This is a genomic window from Pseudoalteromonas peptidolytica (genome assembly GCF_012641745.1).
Classification (GTDB): Bacteria; Pseudomonadota; Gammaproteobacteria; order Enterobacterales; family Alteromonadaceae; genus Pseudoalteromonas; species Pseudoalteromonas peptidolytica.
In genome coordinates this window covers 33530-51926 of record NZ_WEHZ01000002.1, presented here as the reverse complement: position 1 = coordinate 51926, position 18397 = coordinate 33530, and the positions used below count along the sequence as shown (strand labels likewise).

General features: G+C 42.9%; 16 protein-coding genes. 11 read left to right on the top strand and 5 right to left on the bottom strand.

What is annotated here, in order from left to right:
- Positions 1 to 7 precede the first annotated feature (7 nt).
- The 4 genes from F9Y84_RS01480 (at position 8) to F9Y84_RS01465 (ending at position 4849) form a co-directional block, all read left to right on the top strand.
- The gene (locus F9Y84_RS01480; RefSeq protein WP_128729734.1) at positions 8 to 442 is read left to right on the top strand and encodes a CopD family protein; all 435 of its coding nucleotides are present in this window, start codon (positions 8 to 10) and stop codon (positions 440 to 442) included.
- 123 nt (positions 443 to 565) lie between these two features.
- Positions 566 to 1582, top strand: coding sequence for an aspartate carbamoyltransferase (locus F9Y84_RS01475; RefSeq protein WP_125250954.1), 1017 nt, complete (start codon positions 566 to 568; stop codon positions 1580 to 1582).
- Positions 1583 to 1594: 12 nt separating this feature from the next.
- Entirely contained in the window at positions 1595 to 2875 is a 1281-nt protein-coding gene (gene hemL, locus F9Y84_RS01470; protein ID WP_147389005.1) for a glutamate-1-semialdehyde 2,1-aminomutase, read from the top strand.
- 132 nt (positions 2876 to 3007) lie between these two features.
- Positions 3008 to 4849, top strand: coding sequence for a methyl-accepting chemotaxis protein (locus tag F9Y84_RS01465; RefSeq protein ID WP_147389006.1), 1842 nt, complete (start codon positions 3008 to 3010; stop codon positions 4847 to 4849).
- Between the two features lie 127 nt (positions 4850 to 4976).
- On the opposite strand, the gene mrcB is transcribed toward F9Y84_RS01465, so the two are convergent.
- The 4 genes from mrcB to F9Y84_RS01445 all read right to left on the bottom strand — a co-directional run bounded on the left by mrcB (position 4977) and on the right by F9Y84_RS01445 (position 10531).
- Positions 4977 to 7298, bottom strand: coding sequence for a penicillin-binding protein 1B (mrcB, locus tag F9Y84_RS01460; RefSeq protein WP_147389007.1), 2322 nt, complete (start codon positions 7296 to 7298; stop codon positions 4977 to 4979).
- 233 nt (positions 7299 to 7531) lie between these two features.
- Entirely contained in the window at positions 7532 to 8761 is a 1230-nt protein-coding gene (locus F9Y84_RS01455; RefSeq protein ID WP_147389008.1) for an ammonium transporter, read from the bottom strand.
- 13 nt (positions 8762 to 8774) lie between these two features.
- Positions 8775 to 9113, bottom strand: coding sequence for a P-II family nitrogen regulator (locus F9Y84_RS01450; protein ID WP_125250959.1), 339 nt, complete (start codon positions 9111 to 9113; stop codon positions 8775 to 8777).
- Positions 9114 to 9301: 188 nt separating this feature from the next.
- A complete protein-coding gene (locus tag F9Y84_RS01445) occupies positions 9302 to 10531 on the bottom strand; it encodes a GGDEF domain-containing response regulator (RefSeq protein WP_125250960.1) in 1230 nt (409 codons plus the stop codon).
- Positions 10532 to 10805: 274 nt separating this feature from the next.
- Between F9Y84_RS01445 and F9Y84_RS01440 the strand changes: the two genes are divergently transcribed.
- The 5 genes from F9Y84_RS01440 (at position 10806) to serA (ending at position 15668) form a co-directional block, all read left to right on the top strand.
- Complete coding sequence (locus tag F9Y84_RS01440) at positions 10806 to 12317, top strand: S10 family peptidase (RefSeq protein WP_147389009.1); 1512 nt, start codon at positions 10806 to 10808, stop codon at positions 12315 to 12317.
- 193 nt (positions 12318 to 12510) lie between these two features.
- Positions 12511 to 13044, top strand: a complete 534-nt coding sequence (locus F9Y84_RS01435) for a hypothetical protein (RefSeq protein WP_125250962.1) — start codon at positions 12511 to 12513, stop codon at positions 13042 to 13044.
- Complete coding sequence (locus F9Y84_RS01430) at positions 13041 to 13667, top strand: 5-formyltetrahydrofolate cyclo-ligase (RefSeq protein WP_147389010.1); 627 nt, start codon at positions 13041 to 13043, stop codon at positions 13665 to 13667. The genes F9Y84_RS01435 and F9Y84_RS01430 overlap by 4 nt, the downstream gene beginning before the upstream one ends.
- Before the next feature lie 106 nt (positions 13668 to 13773).
- On the top strand, positions 13774 to 14427 hold the full coding sequence (gene rpiA, locus F9Y84_RS01425; RefSeq protein ID WP_125250964.1) for a ribose-5-phosphate isomerase RpiA: 654 nt from the start codon (positions 13774 to 13776) through the stop codon (positions 14425 to 14427).
- An 11-nt stretch (positions 14428 to 14438) separates the two neighbouring features.
- Positions 14439 to 15668 (top strand): phosphoglycerate dehydrogenase, encoded by a 1230-nt coding sequence (serA, locus tag F9Y84_RS01420; protein WP_125250965.1) that lies wholly within the window; start codon positions 14439 to 14441, stop codon positions 15666 to 15668.
- 80 nt (positions 15669 to 15748) lie between these two features.
- Here serA and mdh read toward each other — a convergent pair whose 3' ends face one another.
- Entirely contained in the window at positions 15749 to 16681 is a 933-nt protein-coding gene (mdh, locus tag F9Y84_RS01415; RefSeq protein WP_147389011.1) for a malate dehydrogenase, read from the bottom strand.
- A 241-nt stretch (positions 16682 to 16922) separates the two neighbouring features.
- Here mdh and argR point away from each other — a divergent pair, with 241 nt between their 5' ends.
- Together argR and F9Y84_RS01405 are read left to right on the top strand one after the other, a co-directional pair.
- Complete coding sequence (gene argR, locus F9Y84_RS01410; protein ID WP_125250967.1) at positions 16923 to 17390, top strand: transcriptional regulator ArgR; 468 nt, start codon at positions 16923 to 16925, stop codon at positions 17388 to 17390.
- A 345-nt stretch (positions 17391 to 17735) separates the two neighbouring features.
- Positions 17736 to 18347 carry an OB-fold-containig protein gene (locus F9Y84_RS01405; protein ID WP_125250968.1) on the top strand — a complete coding sequence of 204 codons (612 nt, stop codon included), beginning with the start codon at positions 17736 to 17738 and terminating at the stop codon, positions 18345 to 18347.
- Positions 18348 to 18397 lie beyond the last annotated feature (50 nt).

Genomic DNA, 18397 nt, shown 5'->3' with positions numbered 1-18397 from the left:
ACTGACAATGAGCTTATTGTTAACATATAAAGCCTTACATATCTTTTTTATGATCGCTTGGTTTGCAGGCATTTTTTATCTACCACGCTTGTTTGTTTACCATGCCTTAACTGAAGAGAAATCTTGTAGTTCTATGCTCAAGATAATGGAAAGACGATTGCTCTACTTTGTCACTCCGTTTGCAATCCTTACTGCTGTATTTGGCGTGTTGACCATTATTGAGTATGGCAGGGAGTGGTTTAAACACAGTATGTGGCTGCACTACAAACTCGCCATAGTCACTGTACTTTACATTTATCACGGCTATTGCTTTAAGTTACTCAACGACTTCAAACGAGACCGCAACCAAAGAAGCGATAAGTTTTATCGTTACTTTAACGAATTTCCTGTACTGCTGCTATTAGCTATCGTCTTTCTTGCCGTCTTAAAACCTGCACTGTAGCCGTGCATTATGAGGGGTACTTGGGTATAATATACGCCCAAGTAACCGCCCACATTCTGCGTGTTATCTGGTTGGGTGAGCGCCCTGCAACCCGGTAGTCAATTTGTCTTTAGGAATCGCCACATGTTCAGTTTCCAAGGTGAAAACATTCTTTCTGTCAATCAACTAGACAGAGATTCTATTGAACACATCTTCTCCATTGCTAAAAAAATGGAACCCTATGCTAAAAAGCAAAAACGCACTCAGGTACTTGATGGCGCGATTTTGGCAAATTTATTCTTTGAACCAAGTACCAGAACACGTGTGAGTTTTGGTACTGCGTTCAACTTGCTAGGTGGTTTGGTTCGCGAAACCACAGGTATGCAAAGCTCAGCATTAGCCAAGGGTGAATCTTTATATGATACTGCCCGCGTGATCTCGGCTTATGCTGATGCTGTCGCGATGCGTCACCCTGATGCCGGCTCAGTCGCTGAATTTGCAACAGGATCGGATGTACCCGTTATCAACGGTGGCGATGGTCCAAATGAACACCCAACACAAGCGCTTTTAGATTTGCTCACCATTGATCGCGAGCTTGGCCGATTTGGTGCAGGAATTGATGGTATGCACATCGCCTTAGTCGGTGACTTAAAATATGGCCGCACCGTGCACTCGTTATCAAAGCTGCTCAGCCATTACAAAGATATCCGTTTTACCATGGTTGCCCCTGACGGCTTACAAATGCCACAATCAATTTTAGATGTGGTTGATAATGCTGGGCATAAGGTTGAACTGGTATCAAAAATGGAAGGCAATCTAGCTGCTGATATTGTTTATCAAACTCGCATTCAAGAAGAACGCTTCCCTTCTCAAGAAGAGGCAAATAAATACCGTGGCGGCTTTAGAATAAGCCAGGCAATTTATGACGCACACTGTAAACCAAGCTCCGTTTTAATGCACCCACTGCCACGAGATAGCCGCAGTGATGCAAATGAACTTGATAATGACCTAAATAATAATGACAACCTAGCTATCTTCCGCCAAGTACAAAATGGTGTATTGATCCGTATGGCACTTTTTGCCTTAACGCTAGGTGTTGAAAACCAAGTGGAAAAATACGAGGTGGATGTACCTTGGTTTAGCCGCAAACGTGAAAGCTAAAAAGGATCGACAATGACAATCAGTCAAGATTTATTCGAACGTGCCCTCGACTCAATTCCAGGTGGCGTAAACTCTCCAGTTCGCGCATTTAATGGCGTTGGTGGCACACCACTATTTATCACCAAAGCACAAGGCGTTCACACTTATGATGCCGATGGTAAACAATACATTGATTATGTAGGCTCTTGGGGTCCGATGATCTTGGGTCATAATCACCCCGAAATTAAGCAAGCAGTGCTTGATGCCGTTGAAAATGGCTTATCTTACGGTGCTCCGACTGAAACTGAAATTTTAATGGCGGAAAAAGTAAAAGCGTTGGTTCCCTCCATTGAAAAAGTGCGTATGGTAAGCTCTGGTACTGAGGCAACAATGAGTGCTATCCGCCTTGCTCGTGGCTACACTGGCCGTGACAAGATTTTGAAGTTTGAAGGTTGTTATCATGGTCATGCCGACTCTCTACTGGTAAAAGCTGGCTCTGGCGCACTGACTATGGGTGTACCTAACTCACCGGGTATTCCGGCTGATTTTGCCAAACACACGTTAACGGTTTCATTCAATAACCTAGACGAAGTAAAAGCTATTTTTGACCAGTACAAAGACCAAATCGCTTGTGTGATCATTGAGCCTGTCGCAGGTAACATGAACTGTATTCCTCCTGTTGAAGGCTTTTTAGAGGGGCTACGCGAAATCTGTACTGACAATCAAAGTGTCCTTATTTTTGATGAAGTTATGACCGGTTTTCGGGTTGCACTAGGCGGGGCTCAGCAGTACTACAACATCCAGCCTGATCTTACCTGTTTAGGCAAAGTGATCGGCGGTGGTATGCCTGTCGGTGCGTTTGGTGGTAAAAAAGAAATCATGGACTACATCGCTCCAGTGGGCCCGGTTTATCAAGCAGGGACGTTATCTGGCAACCCAATCGCTATGGCTGCCGGCTTAAAAGCACTAGAGCTACTTTCAGAGCAAGGCTTACACGAAGAACTGGAAGCAAAAAGTAAAGCATTGTGTGAAGGCTTCCAAGCCGCCGCTGATGAGGTTGGTATTGCACTCACCACAAACTATGCCGGTGGCATGTTTGGTTTCTTCTTTACTGAAGCTGAGAAAGTAACAAGTTACCAACAAGCAACAGAATGCGATTTAGCACGTTTCAAAAAATTCTTCCACTTAATGCTTGATGAGGGTGTTTATTTAGCTCCATCAGCATTTGAGGCTGGTTTTGTGAGTACGATGCACTCTGATGAAGAAATTGCCAAAACTATTGGTGCAGCAAAGCGTGCATTTGCCAAACTATAAATAAAATTAATCATTTAAAAAGCCCGCTCAGGGCTTTTTTTGTTTTTTCAGCTACCCTTTGAATAAACTTTTGAAAAGATTCGGTCTACTTGTACCGTATCTTTGAAATAGACTATTCATACAGAGGAAGTGATGGCTGGATTCAATACCATAGTTAACCCTGCAACTCGCTTGATGGCAAGTTTGCAATATAAAACCAAAATGGCAGTTGTTTTTGGCCTGTTGTTATTACCTTTAAGCCTCAGCTTGTTTTTTCTCAATGGTGTGCTCAATCACTCGATTTCCGTCAGTGATATGCAGCGGCAAGGACTCACATTCTACCCTCAAATGCTAGAAAATATTCTAGATGGTGATAGTGCGAATAACACCAGCCTACTCAAACAAGCCAAATTGCCTTCGCTCAGCGCGCCAAATGCCAGTGCACTTGAGCAGCTTTCAATTGCCTCTCAGCTCGCGGTTGACGATGATCTTGGGCGTAATTATCTCAATCGCACATTGGTAGAGTCTACCCCTCTGTTAATCGCACAAATTAATCAAATTGAAGTACAAGCACGACGCGTGATCAGCAAAGGAAGCTTTACCCCTGACAGTTTTATCGCACTATCCAACTTACATAAAGGCTTGCCTGCGGTAATGAAGCAATTTTCAGGAACGCTCAACATCGCAATGAATCATAATAAACAACTAAAAAAGCAATTAAGCCAATCTATGGCAGATCTCAATGCTAGCTTGTCAAACTATCAAAGTGCAGTTAAAACAGGGCTACTTGATCCAGACGAGTTAGCGCTATCACAATCGCAATTCAATCGACATTATCAGCAAGCCAGTCAAACTATTAAGCAGTTTGTGAACATAGCCACACCGACGTTGGCAGCATTAGTTGCTGAAAAGCAGAGTCAACAACAATGGATCAGAAACACCGTAGCGATTGCATCTATCCTTGCCCTATTGCTGGCTATTTATCTTATGATTGGTTTTTACTTATCTGTCATCGGAACCATTACCACTTTCTCAAAAGCGGCACAAAGTGCAGCGAGTGGAGAGTTGAGTGTTAAAGCTAAGGCGACAGGCTCTGATGAGTTAAGCCAAATTATTGATCAATTTAACGCGGTTTTAGACGCTTTTATATCGCTACTTGGTAACGTCAAGCTCACGAGCAACGAACTACAACAAGCAACAAAGACACTCAATCAAATAAGCCAAGACACCGAAAAAGATGTGGCGCAGCAAGAGAGTAAGATCCAATCGATTCATCACTCACTTGAAAATATGGCACAGTCCGCACGCTCAGTGGAAGATGCTGCATTTAATGCAACTGAATTGGCATCAGTTGCCGCTCAGCACGTCAAGCAAAGTAGTATCAATACCACAGCGCTTGCGGGACAAATGACAGAATTACAGGCAGAGTTTCAACAAAGCCGGGCATCATTAGATAAGCTTGCCGAAGATACGCAAAATATCAGTCAAGTAAGTTCTGCGATTAGAGAAATTGCAGAGCAGACTAATTTACTGGCGCTAAATGCTGCAATAGAAGCCGCACGAGCTGGTGAACAAGGTCGCGGGTTTGCGGTAGTTGCAGATGAAGTCCGTACCCTAGCGCAAAGAACTCAGCAGCAGACTGAAGAAATACACAATATAATCCAGTCCTTGCAAGCGGCCTCTAAAGATACCCAAAATAAAATGCGCAGCAGTGAAGAGAATATGGCACAGAGCGTCACCGCTGCCAATGAGACAAATAATGTGTTACAGCACGCAGAGCAAAGTATGCGTGATATTGACGAGCAAGGAAAACTCATTAGTCAACTTGTTCAGCAGCAAACACAGGCAACCGAACATGCACTCAGTGGCTCTCAAGATATCAACAATTTAGCGCAGCACACATTAGGTTCGGCTAGAGCAACACAAGCTGACGCTAAAAAACTCGGTACCCTATCGCAAACCCTAAATAGGGAAATTGACAAATTTAGAACGTAATAGCATTTTGCCGTAATCATTACTCAATATGTGGGAGTAAAGCAGAAGCGATTGGCTTGTATTAAACCAATCGCTTTGTTGACTTATAGATTATCTATAGACTCAGTATATTAAACAAAGGTTAGGATTAGCACCTAGGTCTTGGCTCAAACATACTCGATCGAATAGGCAACTGCACAACAGGGCCACAACTAGGAGGTGATTGTTTACCTGTTTTAGGGTTAATGAATGCCCAACGGATTGAATCAGGGCGTTCATCCACAATAGCTTGAGGGTTAAGTGGTTTGAGGTAACGAATGTAAAGTTCGAGTGCACCTTGACTTCCTGTCAGCCCCGTTGGTTTATTATCATCTCTTCCTATCCAAGTCACTGTCACTGTATTTTGGTCAAACCCTGCAAACCAACTATCGCGTAAATCATTACTCGTCCCTGTTTTACCTGCTAGCTGGATAGAAGGGAAATGTAAGTTTAAACGCTTAGCTGTTCCCTTCTTCGTCACCCTTTTTAGTCCGTACTTCGTCATATACACAGCTTCTGGGTCTAATATTTGCTGTTTTTTCACTCTATGGTCGTAAAGCAATTTACCGATTGAATCCGTGATTGCCATAACACTTGTTAATTCACTATGTTTGCCATCAGCCGCAATCGTTGTATAGGCTTGTGCCACATCTAAGCTAGATAATTCCAATGCCCCTAACAGTAACGATGGATAAAGCGTGATAGACTTATCGACCCCAAGCTCATTTAATGTTTGTGCTACGCGGTTTACTCCGACATCCAAGCCTAAGTTCACAGCAGGAATATTAATACTATTACTAAAAGCATCAAACATAGGGACTTTGCCTCTAAATTTGTGGTCAAAGTTTTCTGGCGACCACACTTTACCTGAGCCATCAGTCACTTCCAGCGGGTTATCATCCAATAGCATACCTAAGTGATAATTTGGATTAGATAATGCACTCAAATAAATAGCAGGTTTTACTAATGAGCCTATGTTTCGCTCTGTATCCAACACCCGATTAAACCCTGAAAACTTTAATTGCCTACCGGCAACTAGTGCTGACACGCCAGCCTTTTCAACGTTAACAGATAACATTGCGGTCTCTAGATCTTCAGTTTTAAAACGGCGTTCTAAATACGGTAAACCCTTTTTGACCGCTTCCTCCATCGCTGTTTGTTTTTGCAAATCTAGATACGTGAATATTCTCAGCCCGGAGTCAATCAGGCTATCATCAGGAACTAGCTGCTTCAGCTCGCGGTTAACCAACTCTAAATACCCAGGATACGACTGTAAACGACTGGCTTTTAAAGGCTCAACATCAATCGGTCGCGCCAATGCTACGCGATATTCAGGCGTCGTAATTAAGCCATTTTCTACCATTAATCGTAACACTAGGTCGCGTCTTTCCATCACCCGCTCAGGGTAACGTCTGGGGTTATAAAAAGAAGGGCCTTTGACCATTGCAATGAGCATTGCAATCTGGTCGAACTCTAATTCATCGACGGGCTTTGCAAAATAAAACTCTGCCGCTAACCCCATGCCATGCACGCCTTGGTTATACGCTTGGCCTAAAAACACTTCATTTAAATAGGCTTCCAGAATTTCATCCTTACTGTAGCGGAAGTCCAAAATTAACGCGATAAATGCCTCATTCACTTTACGAATGAGTGTACGCTCGCGAGTAAGATAAAAGTTTTTTGCCAATTGCTGAGTTAACGTACTTCCACCTTGCACCGTACGGCCAGCTTTTATATTGGTATAAAGCGCACGCAAAATCGACAGCACAGAAACGCCGTGATGGTCATAAAAGTTTCTATCTTCCACCACTAACAATGTTTCTTTGAGAATATTGGGAAACTTATCAAAAGGTACAAACTCTCTATCTTGGCGAGTTTCGTTACCAATACGTGCTATTTGCACAGGCTCAAGGCGAGCAGCGGATAAACGTCGCCCCTGATTATCAACAATACTTGCAAGCTTTTTACTAGCAAAATTTAGCGTAAAAATACGCGCATTTTCAGGCCCATCATAAAATTCAAATGCTCGACGGTGAATGGTGATAGTGCGACCTTGTACCGTATATTGACCGGTACGGCTAATACGATTTACACGGGAGTAGTTAAGCCGTTTTAACTCCCATAATACCTCTTTTTCATTCAAGTATTGATCAGGAAAAAACTGCATTGCTCTGGCATACACTTGAACCGGCAGTTCCCATTTATTTCCTTCAAATTGCCTGCTTATTTTTGCATCTAGATAGATAACATACATTGCCACGACAAATATCATCGCTACAGTGCCTTTCCACACAAAAGACCATGTCGCGCTTAATATTTTACGCTTAACTTTTTGCATCTTAGTGCTAGCAGGTTGGGTCTTTTTTTTACGTGAAGTGCTCGCTTTGACGTTTGATTTTTTGGTAGGTGTTGTTTTCTTTTTGTCCGTCATGACCCAAATAAAACTGAAAAGTGAATTGCAAGATAGTAGAGTAACCTAAATTAACAACTGCTGAAAGCACAATCACGGTGAATAAGAAAAGTGAACCCACTGGACTCACTTTATTTAGACAACGAGAACTCTAAGAGCGGCTTATCTGCTCACTGGCTTTGTCCTATATCAAGCAAACCGTTGTAAACGTAAGATAAACCACTCCTCACATATTGACCTAGAGCCAATAAGTATTACTGTCCGCGAACTGTCACGAACTCTGGGTAGGCATCTACGCCGCAGTCATGTTGATCCATTCCGCTCAGTTCTTCCTCTTCACCAACTCGGATCCCCATACTTGCCTTAAGTACACTCCACACAATGTAGGATGTGATAAACACAAAGCCAAGAATCGTCACAAGCCCAACCGCTTGACCTTGAAATGTAGCGTCTGAGTTTGAAAATGGCACCATCATCACTCCTAATGCACCACAAACACCGTGCACTGAAATTGCTCCAACAGGGTCATCAATTTTAGCCTTATCTAGCGCAATAATACTAAACACCACAAGTGCTCCGCCAAGCGCACCAAGGATAAGAGCCAGTATCGGTGTCGGTGAAGCAGGCTCTGCGGTAATCGTTACTAAGCCAGCTAATGCACCGTTTAGCACCATTGTTAAATCAGCTTTACCCCACATCATTTTACATACTAATAAAGCCGCCACCGCACCCGCAGCGGCTGCGGCATTGGTATTGAGCATAATTTGACTTACTGCGATGGCATTTTCCTTATCTGCCAAAAATAATTGTGAGCCACCGTTAAAGCCAAACCACCCCATCCATAAAATAAACGTGCCAAGTGTGGCTAGCGGCATATTTGAGCCAGGAATAGGGTAAATCTCGCCATTTTTACCATACTTACCCTTGCGTGCACCGAGTAATAATACTCCGGCTAACGCCGCAGCGGCACCAGCGCCATGCACAATGGCAGAGCCTGCAAAATCCACAAACCCAAGCTCAGATAAAAATCCTCCGCCCCAAGTCCAATACCCTTCAAGAGGATAAATAAAACCGGTAAGCACAACACAAAATGCTAAAAATGCCCACAATTTCATTCGCTCAGCTACCGCTCCAGACACAATAGACATCGCAGTAGCCACAAAGACAACTTGAAAGAAAAAGTCAGACTGCAACGCATGATCCGCATCAGCAGCGGCGTTTCCAATTAGCGCGCCAATGCTTGGCAGGACACCGCCCTCAGCATTATCAACATACATGATGTTGTAACCAATAAGCAGATACATAGTACAAGCTATCGCGTAAAGCGCGACGTTTTTGGTGAGTATCTCAGTGGTGTTTTTGGAACGAACAAGTCCGGCTTCTAGCATGGCAAAACCAGCTGCCATCCACATCACCAGCACTCCCGATATCAAAAAATAAAAAGTATTTAATGAGAATTTGAGTTCTATGATTGTATTTTCCATCGTTAGGATCCCCTTAAATCGCTTCTTCATCAAGTTCGCCGGTACGGATCCGAACGATTTGGTCTAAGTCATATACAAAGATTTTTCCATCACCAATTTTGCCAGTGAAAGCTGCCTTTGTTACTGTCTCTACTACTCGCTCTGCATTTTCAGCCAAGGTCGCAATTTCTATTTTTATTTTCGGTATAAAATCGACCTGATACTCAGCACCACGATATAACTCGGTGTGACCACGTTGACGTCCAAAGCCTTTGACATCAACAACCGTCATCCCTTCAATCCCCAAGTCGGCCAACGCTTCGCGCACTTCGTCGAGTTTAAATGGTTTTATTATTGCACTTATCATTTTCATACTAAGTCCCCTTAGGACAGTTGATCCTGTTACATGCTGTAATCCAACCTTTATGCCAAATTTTTTATTCCTTAATTAACAATGAATTAATACTGAACCGCACTTTTTACGCATAAAAAATGCACCATCTAGGTGCATTGTTATTAAGTCTGAACTGGGTTGGTGCAAAACTCTATACTAAAGCAATATTAATGCGCAATAACACAATTTCGCTGCTTATCTTTAGCTTGATATAGCGCTTTATCGGCTTTACGCATCACCTCACTCAGCGTATTTGATTGACACGCCGCCATACCTATACTGATAGTGCATCGGTATTTCCCCTGCACAATCGTAAACGCTTGTTTAGCTAAACGCTCTCGGAAATCTTCTAACATTTGCTTTGCTCGATTAAGATCTGAGCTTGGGATCAATAGCGCAAACTCTTCACCGCCAATTCGAGCGACTATGTAATGCCCAAAAGCACTGCGTAATAAGTCAGCGACCTGTTTAAGTACTTCATCGCCACTTTCATGGCCATATTGGTCATTAATCGACTTAAAGTGATCGAGGTCGAGTAAAGCAAGAATATGCTGGTTGGGTTTATTTTTTATTAGGCGCTCAGCGTGTTGGCAAAAGTATCGGCGATTGTACAACCCTGTCAGATAGTCTCTGTGCGCATACTCTTTGATTTCCGCAATCAAATTAAGCTGCTCCATTGTTTGCATAATTCGACAATGGAACTCCTCACTCATAAATGGTTTCGCCAAAAAGTCATTTGCACCGTATTTGATAAACTTTGCCGACAGCCCATGACTGCCTGCCCCAGATAAACCAATAATGGCAAGTTCATCTCGACCGCGACTATTTCGCACCGACTTTACCAACTCAAAGCCGTCCATTGTTGGCATCGCAAAGTCAGTAAGTAGTAACTTAATATCGTGATCTCCAAGCAGCATTTCCAATGCTTCAGCACCATCTTGTGCTTCTAGTACAGTAAAAAGCTGCTTTTCTAACATCTGCTTCATAACTACGCGACTAATCACTGAGTCATCAGCAATTAGCGCTTTACACCCTTGGTTTCTTAACAGGCGAGATGCAAGCTTGACTGCGTATAGATAAGAATCGCGGTTATCTTTGATGACATAATCCACCACTCCCATCTCAAGCATTTGCTGGCGGCTATATTCATCGATTTTTGATGTAAGCACCACCGTTGGGATCTGATGACTGAGCGTGAGCTGCACAACTTCTGCGTCCATCGCATCGGGCAGCGTTAAATCTACCAGCGCCAGTGTATATTCATGCTGGCTCAAAAAGGCCTTACTTTCCTTGAGTGACCAAGCAAAATCAATTGCGACATCAAGATATTGAGCGGCAAGGTGTCGCAATACCTGCTGTACGACCTTACTGTCTTCAACAATTAAAATTCTTTGCATGGATTGAGATCTCTTAAGTACAACGAGAAGCGCAGTGAAACAAGAATTTAACGAGGCTAAATACTTTATTACTACATAATTAAGTATTAAATATACGCGAATCCAGAACTAAAAAAAACCAGCAGCAGACAAATTTGTTACATAATAATAAATGAGTTGAGAACAGTTATCTTCCAACTAGCTGTTTTTTTACTCTGTTTGTCTCAATGACTTTGAATTTCACCTAAAATACTTTTTTAATGCCGCAATACCTTACCGTTTTACTGAGGAAGCCATGAACAAAATACTGTCATTTGTGTTTTTAAGTTGTGCTTTGTTTTCATTGCCTAGCATAGCTGAACAACACAACCGCACCATTGAGATAGATCATAAAATCACAACAGAACACCGCGTTGAAATCAAAGGCAAGCGTATAAACTATACGGCAACAACGGGGACGCAACCGGTGTGGAATGAAAAAGGTGAAGCAATTGCCACGCTGCATTACACCTATTACCAGCGTAAAAATATAAAAGAAGTAAGCGAACGCCCACTATTAATTTCTTTCAACGGTGGTCCTGGCTCTGCGTCTGTATGGATGCACATCGCTTATACTGGACCAAGAGTATTAAAAATAGATGACGAAGGTTATCCGCAACAACCGTACGGTTTAAAAGATAATCCATATTCTGTTTTAGATGTCGCAGACATTGTATATGTCAATCCAGTCAATACTGGCTATTCCCGGGTTCTTAAAAATGCTGAAGGTAAATACCCAAGTAAACCAGAACAAACAAAAATGTTTTTTGGAATCAACGCCGATATAAAATATTTAGCGGAGTGGCTAAATACCTTCATTCATCGTAATGAGCGCATGTTATCACCTAAGTATTTAATTGGTGAAAGCTATGGTACCACGCGTGTTGCAGGACTCGCACACGCTATGCAAAACAAGCAGTGGTTATATTTAAACGGCGTTATTCTGGTATCTCCAACCGACATTGGGATCAAGCGTCAAGGCCCAGTAAAAGTTGCTAACCGTTTACCCTATTACGCAGCTGCTGCGTGGTATCATAAGGCCCTGCCAACCGAGCTTCAAAGTAAAGACCTGCCTGAGGTGCTAACAGAAGTAGAAGCATATACTATCGACAAGTACCTCCCTGCACTCGCCAAAGGGGCATTTATCAGCGAACAGGAAAAACAAAGTGTTATCAAAACTGTTGCAAAATATAGCGGCTTAAATGAGCGTTTCGTTGCTCAAAATAATCTCGACATTCCTACCGCTGCATTTTGGAAAGAGCTATTGCGCGACCGCGGTCGCACTATAGGTAGACTAGACTCTCGCTATCTCGGTATTGATAAAAGAGATGCAGGATCCCGCCCTGACTATTGGCCTGAGCTTACATCTTGGCTGCACTCATTTACGCCGGCAATTAATCACTATTTTGCGACCGAACTCAATTATAAAACAGATGTAAAGTACAATATGTTTGGTACGGTTCATCCTTGGGATAATAGCGACAATAATGTCGGTGAGCAGCTCAGATTAGCCATGGCACAAAACCCCTACCTCCATGTACTTACTCAGTCTGGCTACTACGATGGCGCGACTAATTATTTTGATGCTAAATATAATATGTGGCAACTAGATCCTAGCGGGAAGATGCGAGACAGGTTAACCTTCAAAGGCTACCGCTCTGGACATATGATGTACCTACGTCACGAAGACTTAGAAGCATCCAATGAAGATCTCCGCCGCTTCATTCAAAACACCCTACCAAAAGTGGGGCAGTCAGCACTTTACTAATCTTCATTAAGTAGTGGCTGCAAATGTGGCCACTATTTTAGGCTCTACCTTGTATAAACACCTATCAAACTGCTACAAAAACAAACTTGAAAGATCAACAGGCCCTAATAATAAAAATTTCCTTTTATCTTTCTACAGTTACCTATAATCTAGATATACTTAATACTATCTATTTACAACTTAGGCACGCACCATGAACGAGCAGTTTAAAGTCGTCTTCGTTGGCATGGCCGACGGTAAAGATCAGCAAAGTGCTGCGGCGACCCTCGCTGAAAGGTTAAAAACCTCGCCATCGAAAATTCAGCAGTTTTATGCTGGAAAAGCTTTATTTGCCCCCAGTGATAAAACCAAAGCACTCAAACAGATCAAACTATTAGCCAGTGTCGGGATCACTGCCAAGCTGCACGCTCATTCCTCTGCTGCCGTATCAAATCCAGATCAGGAGAGAGTTTTTGAAGCGCTTGACTACATTACAAGTAGCCTAATCAGAATTGAAGAGCGCTTAGAAGACATAGAGCAGCGCCTCGCTCCTACGCAACAACACGAAGCCACAGATAAAGAAGAAGATGACTGGGAGTCTACTGATCTGTTCGACGAGCTCGAGTACGAGCCTGCACCACCAGCGAAATCAAAAACTTGGCTTTATTATCTACTCGCGGTGCTGATTATTTTATTTATTTTGCTTGGTATCAGCTTATTTTTCCCTGAGTTGCTTGCAATAGAATGAGTAAATCTAATAACAGCATTAATAATTCTCAACTTACTAGGGGTGAGTTGAGAAAAACCATTAGAAAACGTAGAAACTCGCTATCTTCAATAGAGCAATCTGTTGCAGCCACACAATTAAATATTAATTTTTTTCAACATGTAAACCTACCAAATAACGCCCGTATAGGTGTCTATTTACAAAATGATGGAGAACTAGACACATCCCTTTTAATTCAATCACTTTGGTCTAAAAAACATCAAGTTTACCTACCTATAATACACCCATTTAACCACACTAACTTACTCTTTCAGAAGTATGAAAAAAACTCACCCATGAAGACAAATCGCTATGCTATCTTGGAGCCTAAGCTAGATTGCTCAACTGTGGCGCCTCTTGCATCGTTAGATTTACTATTGATGCCGTTAGTCGCTTTTGATGAGCATGGAAACCGCTTAGGTATGGGTGGTGGATATTATGATAGAACATTGGCGTTACATTATGCTGAACAGCGAGATAAGCCAACCTTGATGGGGCTGGCTCATGACTGTCAGCGCGTTTTAAGCTTACCGACCGAAGCTTGGGATATACCACTGCCAACTATTCTTACACCAACCCGCTTATATACCTGGCCGGAACAATAATAGAGTGCAACAAGTTAAGCGCGATTAGCGCTGCTTTTGACCATGACGCTACCACTTTGATTGAGTTATACTCTGTGCAACTTCAATAACAACTAAGTGTAGCGTTATGACTCAAGATGAAATGAAAAAAGCCGCAGCGTGGGCAGCCTTAAACTACGTAGAAGAAAATACGATTGTTGGGGTTGGAACAGGTTCCACCGTTAACCACTTTATTGATGCGTTAGGAAGCATCAAAGACAATATCAAGGGGGCGGTTTCCAGTTCTGAAGCATCGACGGAAAAACTAAAAGCACTTGGCATTGAAGTCTTTGAGCTAAACGATGTGTCAGAACTTGCAGTATATGTCGATGGCGCAGATGAGATTAACAGTCAAAACGAAATGATAAAAGGCGGTGGTGCGGCACTAACACGTGAAAAAATTGTCGCTGCCGTCGCTAAAAAGTTTGTTTGTATTGTTGATAACACCAAACATGTCGACACTTTGGGCGCTTTTCCGTTGCCAGTTGAAGTGATCCCGATGGCACGCAGTTATGTAGCGAGAGAATTACTTAAGCTTGGCGGCGACCCTGTGTACCGCCAAGGTGTCACTACAGATAACGGCAACGTTATTTTAGATGTACACGGCCTAGAAATTAGCGCAGCAAAAGCGCTTGAAGAAAAAATTAACCAGATTGTTGGCGTTGTCACCAATGGCTTATTTGCCTCACGTGGCGCTGACGTTGTTATAACAGGCACCGAAGAAGGGCCTAAAATCAACTAGTGAGATTACAGATGAGCAAGGTTTCGTTATCAAAGGATAAAATTCGAATTTTGTTGTTAGAAGGTGTGCACCAAAGTGCGGTAGAAACACTAAAGCGCAACGGCTACAGCAATATAGACTATGTCAAAACATCCTTACCGGAGCCTGAGCTTATCGAGCGGATCAAAGACGCCCACTTTGTCGGGATCCGCTCTCGTACACACTTAACAGAAACCGTGTTAGCGCAAGCTGAAAAGCTAGTTGCGATTGGGTGCTTTTGTATCGGTACCAACCAAGTTGATTTAAATGCTGCAAAACAGCGCGGTATCGCTGTGTTCAATGCGCCATTTTCTAATACTCGCTCGGTTGCAGAGCTGGTGTTGGGTGAAATCTTGTTATTACTTCGCCGTATTCCTGAGCGCAATGCCAAAGCACACCGTGGTGAATGGGATAAGTCGGCCGATGGCTCCTTCGAAGCTCGCGGAAAAACACTGGGTATTATTGGTTATGGCCATATCGGTACTCAGCTTGGCATTATGGCTGAAAATATCGGCATGAATGTCGAGTTCTACGATATTGAGGATAAACTTACCCTAGGAAATGCAACCCAGCTCCCAACTCTGACGCAATTATTACAGCGTGCTGATGTGGTTAGTTTACATGTACCAGAAACGCCACAAACGAAAAACCTCATCGGTATGGCTGAAATCGAAGTCATGAAACAAGGTGCAATTCTGATCAACGCTTCTCGTGGTACTGTTGTTGATATTGACGCCTTAGCAGAGGCATTAGCGGGTAAAAAGCTATCCGGCGCGGCAATAGATGTCTTTCCAGTAGAGCCTAAGTCGAACAACGAAGAGTTTGTCTCACCACTGCGTGAATTTGACAATGTACTACTGACCCCACATGTTGGTGGCTCAACCCAAGAAGCACAAGAAAATATCGGTGTAGAAGTAGCTGGCAAGCTCACAAAATACTCTGATAATGGCTCAACAGTCACCGCCGTGAACTTCCCTGAAGTATCATTACCTGAGCTATCGAACAGAAGCCGTTTACTGCATGTGCATGTCAACCGCCCTGGTGTGCTGACTCAAATTAACCAAGCATTTGCTCAGCATGGTATCAACATCGCCGCGCAGTATCTGCAAACAGACGAGTCGATCGGTTATGTTGTCATAGATGTCGATAGCGACCATTCAGAAGTTGCGTTGAAAGAGCTGAGCGCAGTAGAAGGTACGCTAAGAGCTCGTATTCTTCACTAAACCCAACAGTGTGAGGGTAAACCTCAGGCATAAAAAAACCAGTCACTGTAAAAGCGACTGGTTTTTTGTATCAGTCTGGCTTACGCCATGAAATCAACACCTTCTTTGATGTCTTTTTCAAGTGTCGCTAGCATGTCGTCTTTTGCTTTTTGCTCAAACGCACTTAGCTCACCGTAAGGAAGTAACTTCTCTACACCGTTTTTGCCAAGGATAACTGGCTGAGCAAAGAATGTAGCATCGCCTGTGTTACCTTCAACATAGGCGTATTCTAACACTTCTTCACCTTGCAGGCCTTTCACTAGCGAGAAACAGAAACGTGCTGCTGCTGCACCCATAGACAATGTCGCTGAGCCACCACCAGCTTTTGCTTCAACCACTTCAGTACCTGCGTTTTGAATGCGAGTAGTAAGTGAAGCAACTTCTTCGTCAGTAAACTCAACACCTTCAACTTGAGAAAGAAGAGGCAGAATTGTAGTACCTGAGTGACCACCAATTACTGGGATCTTAACTTCAGAAACATCTAGACCTTTTAGCTCTGCGATAAAAGTTTCAGCGCGGATAACGTCAAGCGTTGTTACACCGAATACACGAGCTGGATCATAAGTTCCTGCTTTTTTGAATACTTCAGCAACGATTGGTACCGTGCCATTTACTGGGTTTGTAATGATACCGACAAGTGCTTTAGGGCAGTTTTTAACAATACCTTCAGCAAGCGTTCTGATGATACCAGCATTTACATTGAATAGATCAGCACGGTCCATACCCGGCTTACGCGGCATACCAGCAGGGATAAGCACTACGTCAGCACCAGCTAGTGCTGGGTCTAGGTCATCTTTACCATAACCTGCAACAGTTACCGCAGTTGGGATGTGAGATAAGTCAACTGCAACACCAGGTACAACAGGTGCAACGTCATAAAGCGCTAACTCAGAGCCAGCTGGTAGACCATTTTTAAGCAATAAAGATAGAGCTTGACCGATACCGCCAGCGGCACCTAATACAGCAACTTTCATGTGAATTCTCCATAATTTGAAGGTGGAATTGAGTGTGCAGTAAAGATAATGAAAAGCGCAGGTAAACACAAATATATCACGGCTATTTTCAAGATTTTTTGACTAATGTCTTAAGTAAAAGTGTAAAGATCGCGACACTTTGTGCGCCAATGCTTTACGACAGCTATTTTGGTCGCGCAAATTTGGGGATCCTTACGGTTTTGTGTAGAATTTAAAAATTAGCCGTAAAAGAAGACAAACTATGCAGCCGCAAGAAAAACAAGAAGCACTTATCAAAGCATTTAAAGCGATTCTAAAAGAAGAAAACTTTGGCTCTCAAGGTGAAATTGTTGATGCGCTCAAACAACAAGGGTTTGACAATGTTAGTCAAAGTAAAGTCTCCCGTATGCTTAGCAAGTTTGGCGCTGTAAGAACCCGTAATGCAAAGCAGGAAATGGTTTATTGTTTACCAGCTGAGATGAGCGTGCCCACGGCAAAAAGCCCACTACGCCAACTGGTCGTAGACATTATGCACAATGAAATGATGATCATTATTCGCACCAGCCCAGGAGCTGCCCAGCTAATCGCGCGATTATTGGACTCTCTTGGCACCGCAGATGGTGTACTAGGTACCATAGCCGGTGACGATACTATTTTTATTGCACCAGCTAAAATATCAGAAATAGACGTGACCCTAGATAAAGTAAAGACACTATTTGATAACGTATAATACTCCGCCGCGCTGGTATCACAACTGGCGCGATTTCCCCGCCTCAGCTTATTGCACACAGCTAAACAAATGGGTTAAAACAACAGCAAATATTTAGTTGACATAATATGTCTCATTGTGGCAACTTTAGATACACAGGGTGACTATTTCTCACCTTACAAGAGGGACAGCTTGTTTTATACCAATTATCTATTGAGTATTATCAGCAACACAGCATATCGATTATCCCTCGTTCAGCTATAATGCAATGCGCTGTCAAGTCGTGAAAGCAAAAACCCATGAACACGCAGCCTTTTCTAATTATTTGCTGAGCACAAAGTAAATACGAGGAGTTAAGGAGCGCAAATGGAATTTTTAAATACAGCATTTACTTTTCCTACGATCATTTTTTCAACCTTACTATTGATCGTCATCTTATTTTGGATAATAGCTCTGCTGGGCTTGGTAGATCTCGATATTTTAGAGAGTGATGTTGATATTGAAGCGAACACGGCTTCAAGTAGCTCGTATTGGCAACTCGCATTTGGTGGAGTGCCACTGAGTATCTCACTGAGCATTATTATATCGCTTGGCTGGATTATCAGTTTATATACTCAGCAGCTTTTTGCTTATTTGCTCGGTAATGGTATTTCCTATTATTTGATAGGTACAGTATTCATGCTCGCCAGCCTTATCGTAGCTTTACCACTTACCGCGCTGTTGGTAAGGCCTTTACGACGCTTTTTTGAAAGCCAAGAAACCACTTCAAAACATGCGCTGGTTGGACTTGAGTGTACCATCGCCACGTCACGCGTAAGTAGCACCTTTGGTCAAGCCAGAGTATATATTCAGGGTACTGAACAACTGATTGAGATCCGTTCAGACGAAGACAATACCTTCACCATAGGAGACAGTGCGTTACTTATTGACCATGACATCACGACCCATAGCTACACGGTTGTAGCTAAACCTTGGTAATTGCCCCCTTACTCTGCTCAATTAGTGACAGAGTAAAACACACAATTAAC

Excerpts from the sequence above, each read along its gene's own strand:
- F9Y84_RS01480 (WP_128729734.1), top strand. The coding sequence starts at position 8 with ATGAGCTTATTGTTAACATATAAAGCCTTACATATCTTTTTTATGATC.
- F9Y84_RS01475 (WP_125250954.1), top strand. The coding sequence starts at position 566 with ATGTTCAGTTTCCAAGGTGAAAACATTCTTTCTGTCAATCAACTAGAC.
- hemL (WP_147389005.1), top strand. The coding sequence starts at position 1,595 with ATGACAATCAGTCAAGATTTATTCGAACGTGCCCTCGACTCAATTCCA.
- F9Y84_RS01465 (WP_147389006.1), top strand. The coding sequence starts at position 3,008 with ATGGCTGGATTCAATACCATAGTTAACCCTGCAACTCGCTTGATGGCA.
- mrcB (WP_147389007.1), bottom strand. The coding sequence starts at position 7,298 with ATGACGGACAAAAAGAAAACAACACCTACCAAAAAATCAAACGTCAAA.
- F9Y84_RS01455 (WP_147389008.1), bottom strand. The coding sequence starts at position 8,761 with ATGGAAAATACAATCATAGAACTCAAATTCTCATTAAATACTTTTTAT.
- F9Y84_RS01450 (WP_125250959.1), bottom strand. The coding sequence starts at position 9,113 with ATGAAAATGATAAGTGCAATAATAAAACCATTTAAACTCGACGAAGTG.
- F9Y84_RS01445 (WP_125250960.1), bottom strand. The coding sequence starts at position 10,531 with ATGCAAAGAATTTTAATTGTTGAAGACAGTAAGGTCGTACAGCAGGTA.
- F9Y84_RS01440 (WP_147389009.1), top strand. The coding sequence starts at position 10,806 with ATGAACAAAATACTGTCATTTGTGTTTTTAAGTTGTGCTTTGTTTTCA.
- F9Y84_RS01435 (WP_125250962.1), top strand. The coding sequence starts at position 12,511 with ATGAACGAGCAGTTTAAAGTCGTCTTCGTTGGCATGGCCGACGGTAAA.
- F9Y84_RS01430 (WP_147389010.1), top strand. The coding sequence starts at position 13,041 with ATGAGTAAATCTAATAACAGCATTAATAATTCTCAACTTACTAGGGGT.
- rpiA (WP_125250964.1), top strand. The coding sequence starts at position 13,774 with ATGACTCAAGATGAAATGAAAAAAGCCGCAGCGTGGGCAGCCTTAAAC.
- serA (WP_125250965.1), top strand. The coding sequence starts at position 14,439 with ATGAGCAAGGTTTCGTTATCAAAGGATAAAATTCGAATTTTGTTGTTA.
- mdh (WP_147389011.1), bottom strand. The coding sequence starts at position 16,681 with ATGAAAGTTGCTGTATTAGGTGCCGCTGGCGGTATCGGTCAAGCTCTA.
- argR (WP_125250967.1), top strand. The coding sequence starts at position 16,923 with ATGCAGCCGCAAGAAAAACAAGAAGCACTTATCAAAGCATTTAAAGCG.
- F9Y84_RS01405 (WP_125250968.1), top strand. The coding sequence starts at position 17,736 with ATGGAATTTTTAAATACAGCATTTACTTTTCCTACGATCATTTTTTCA.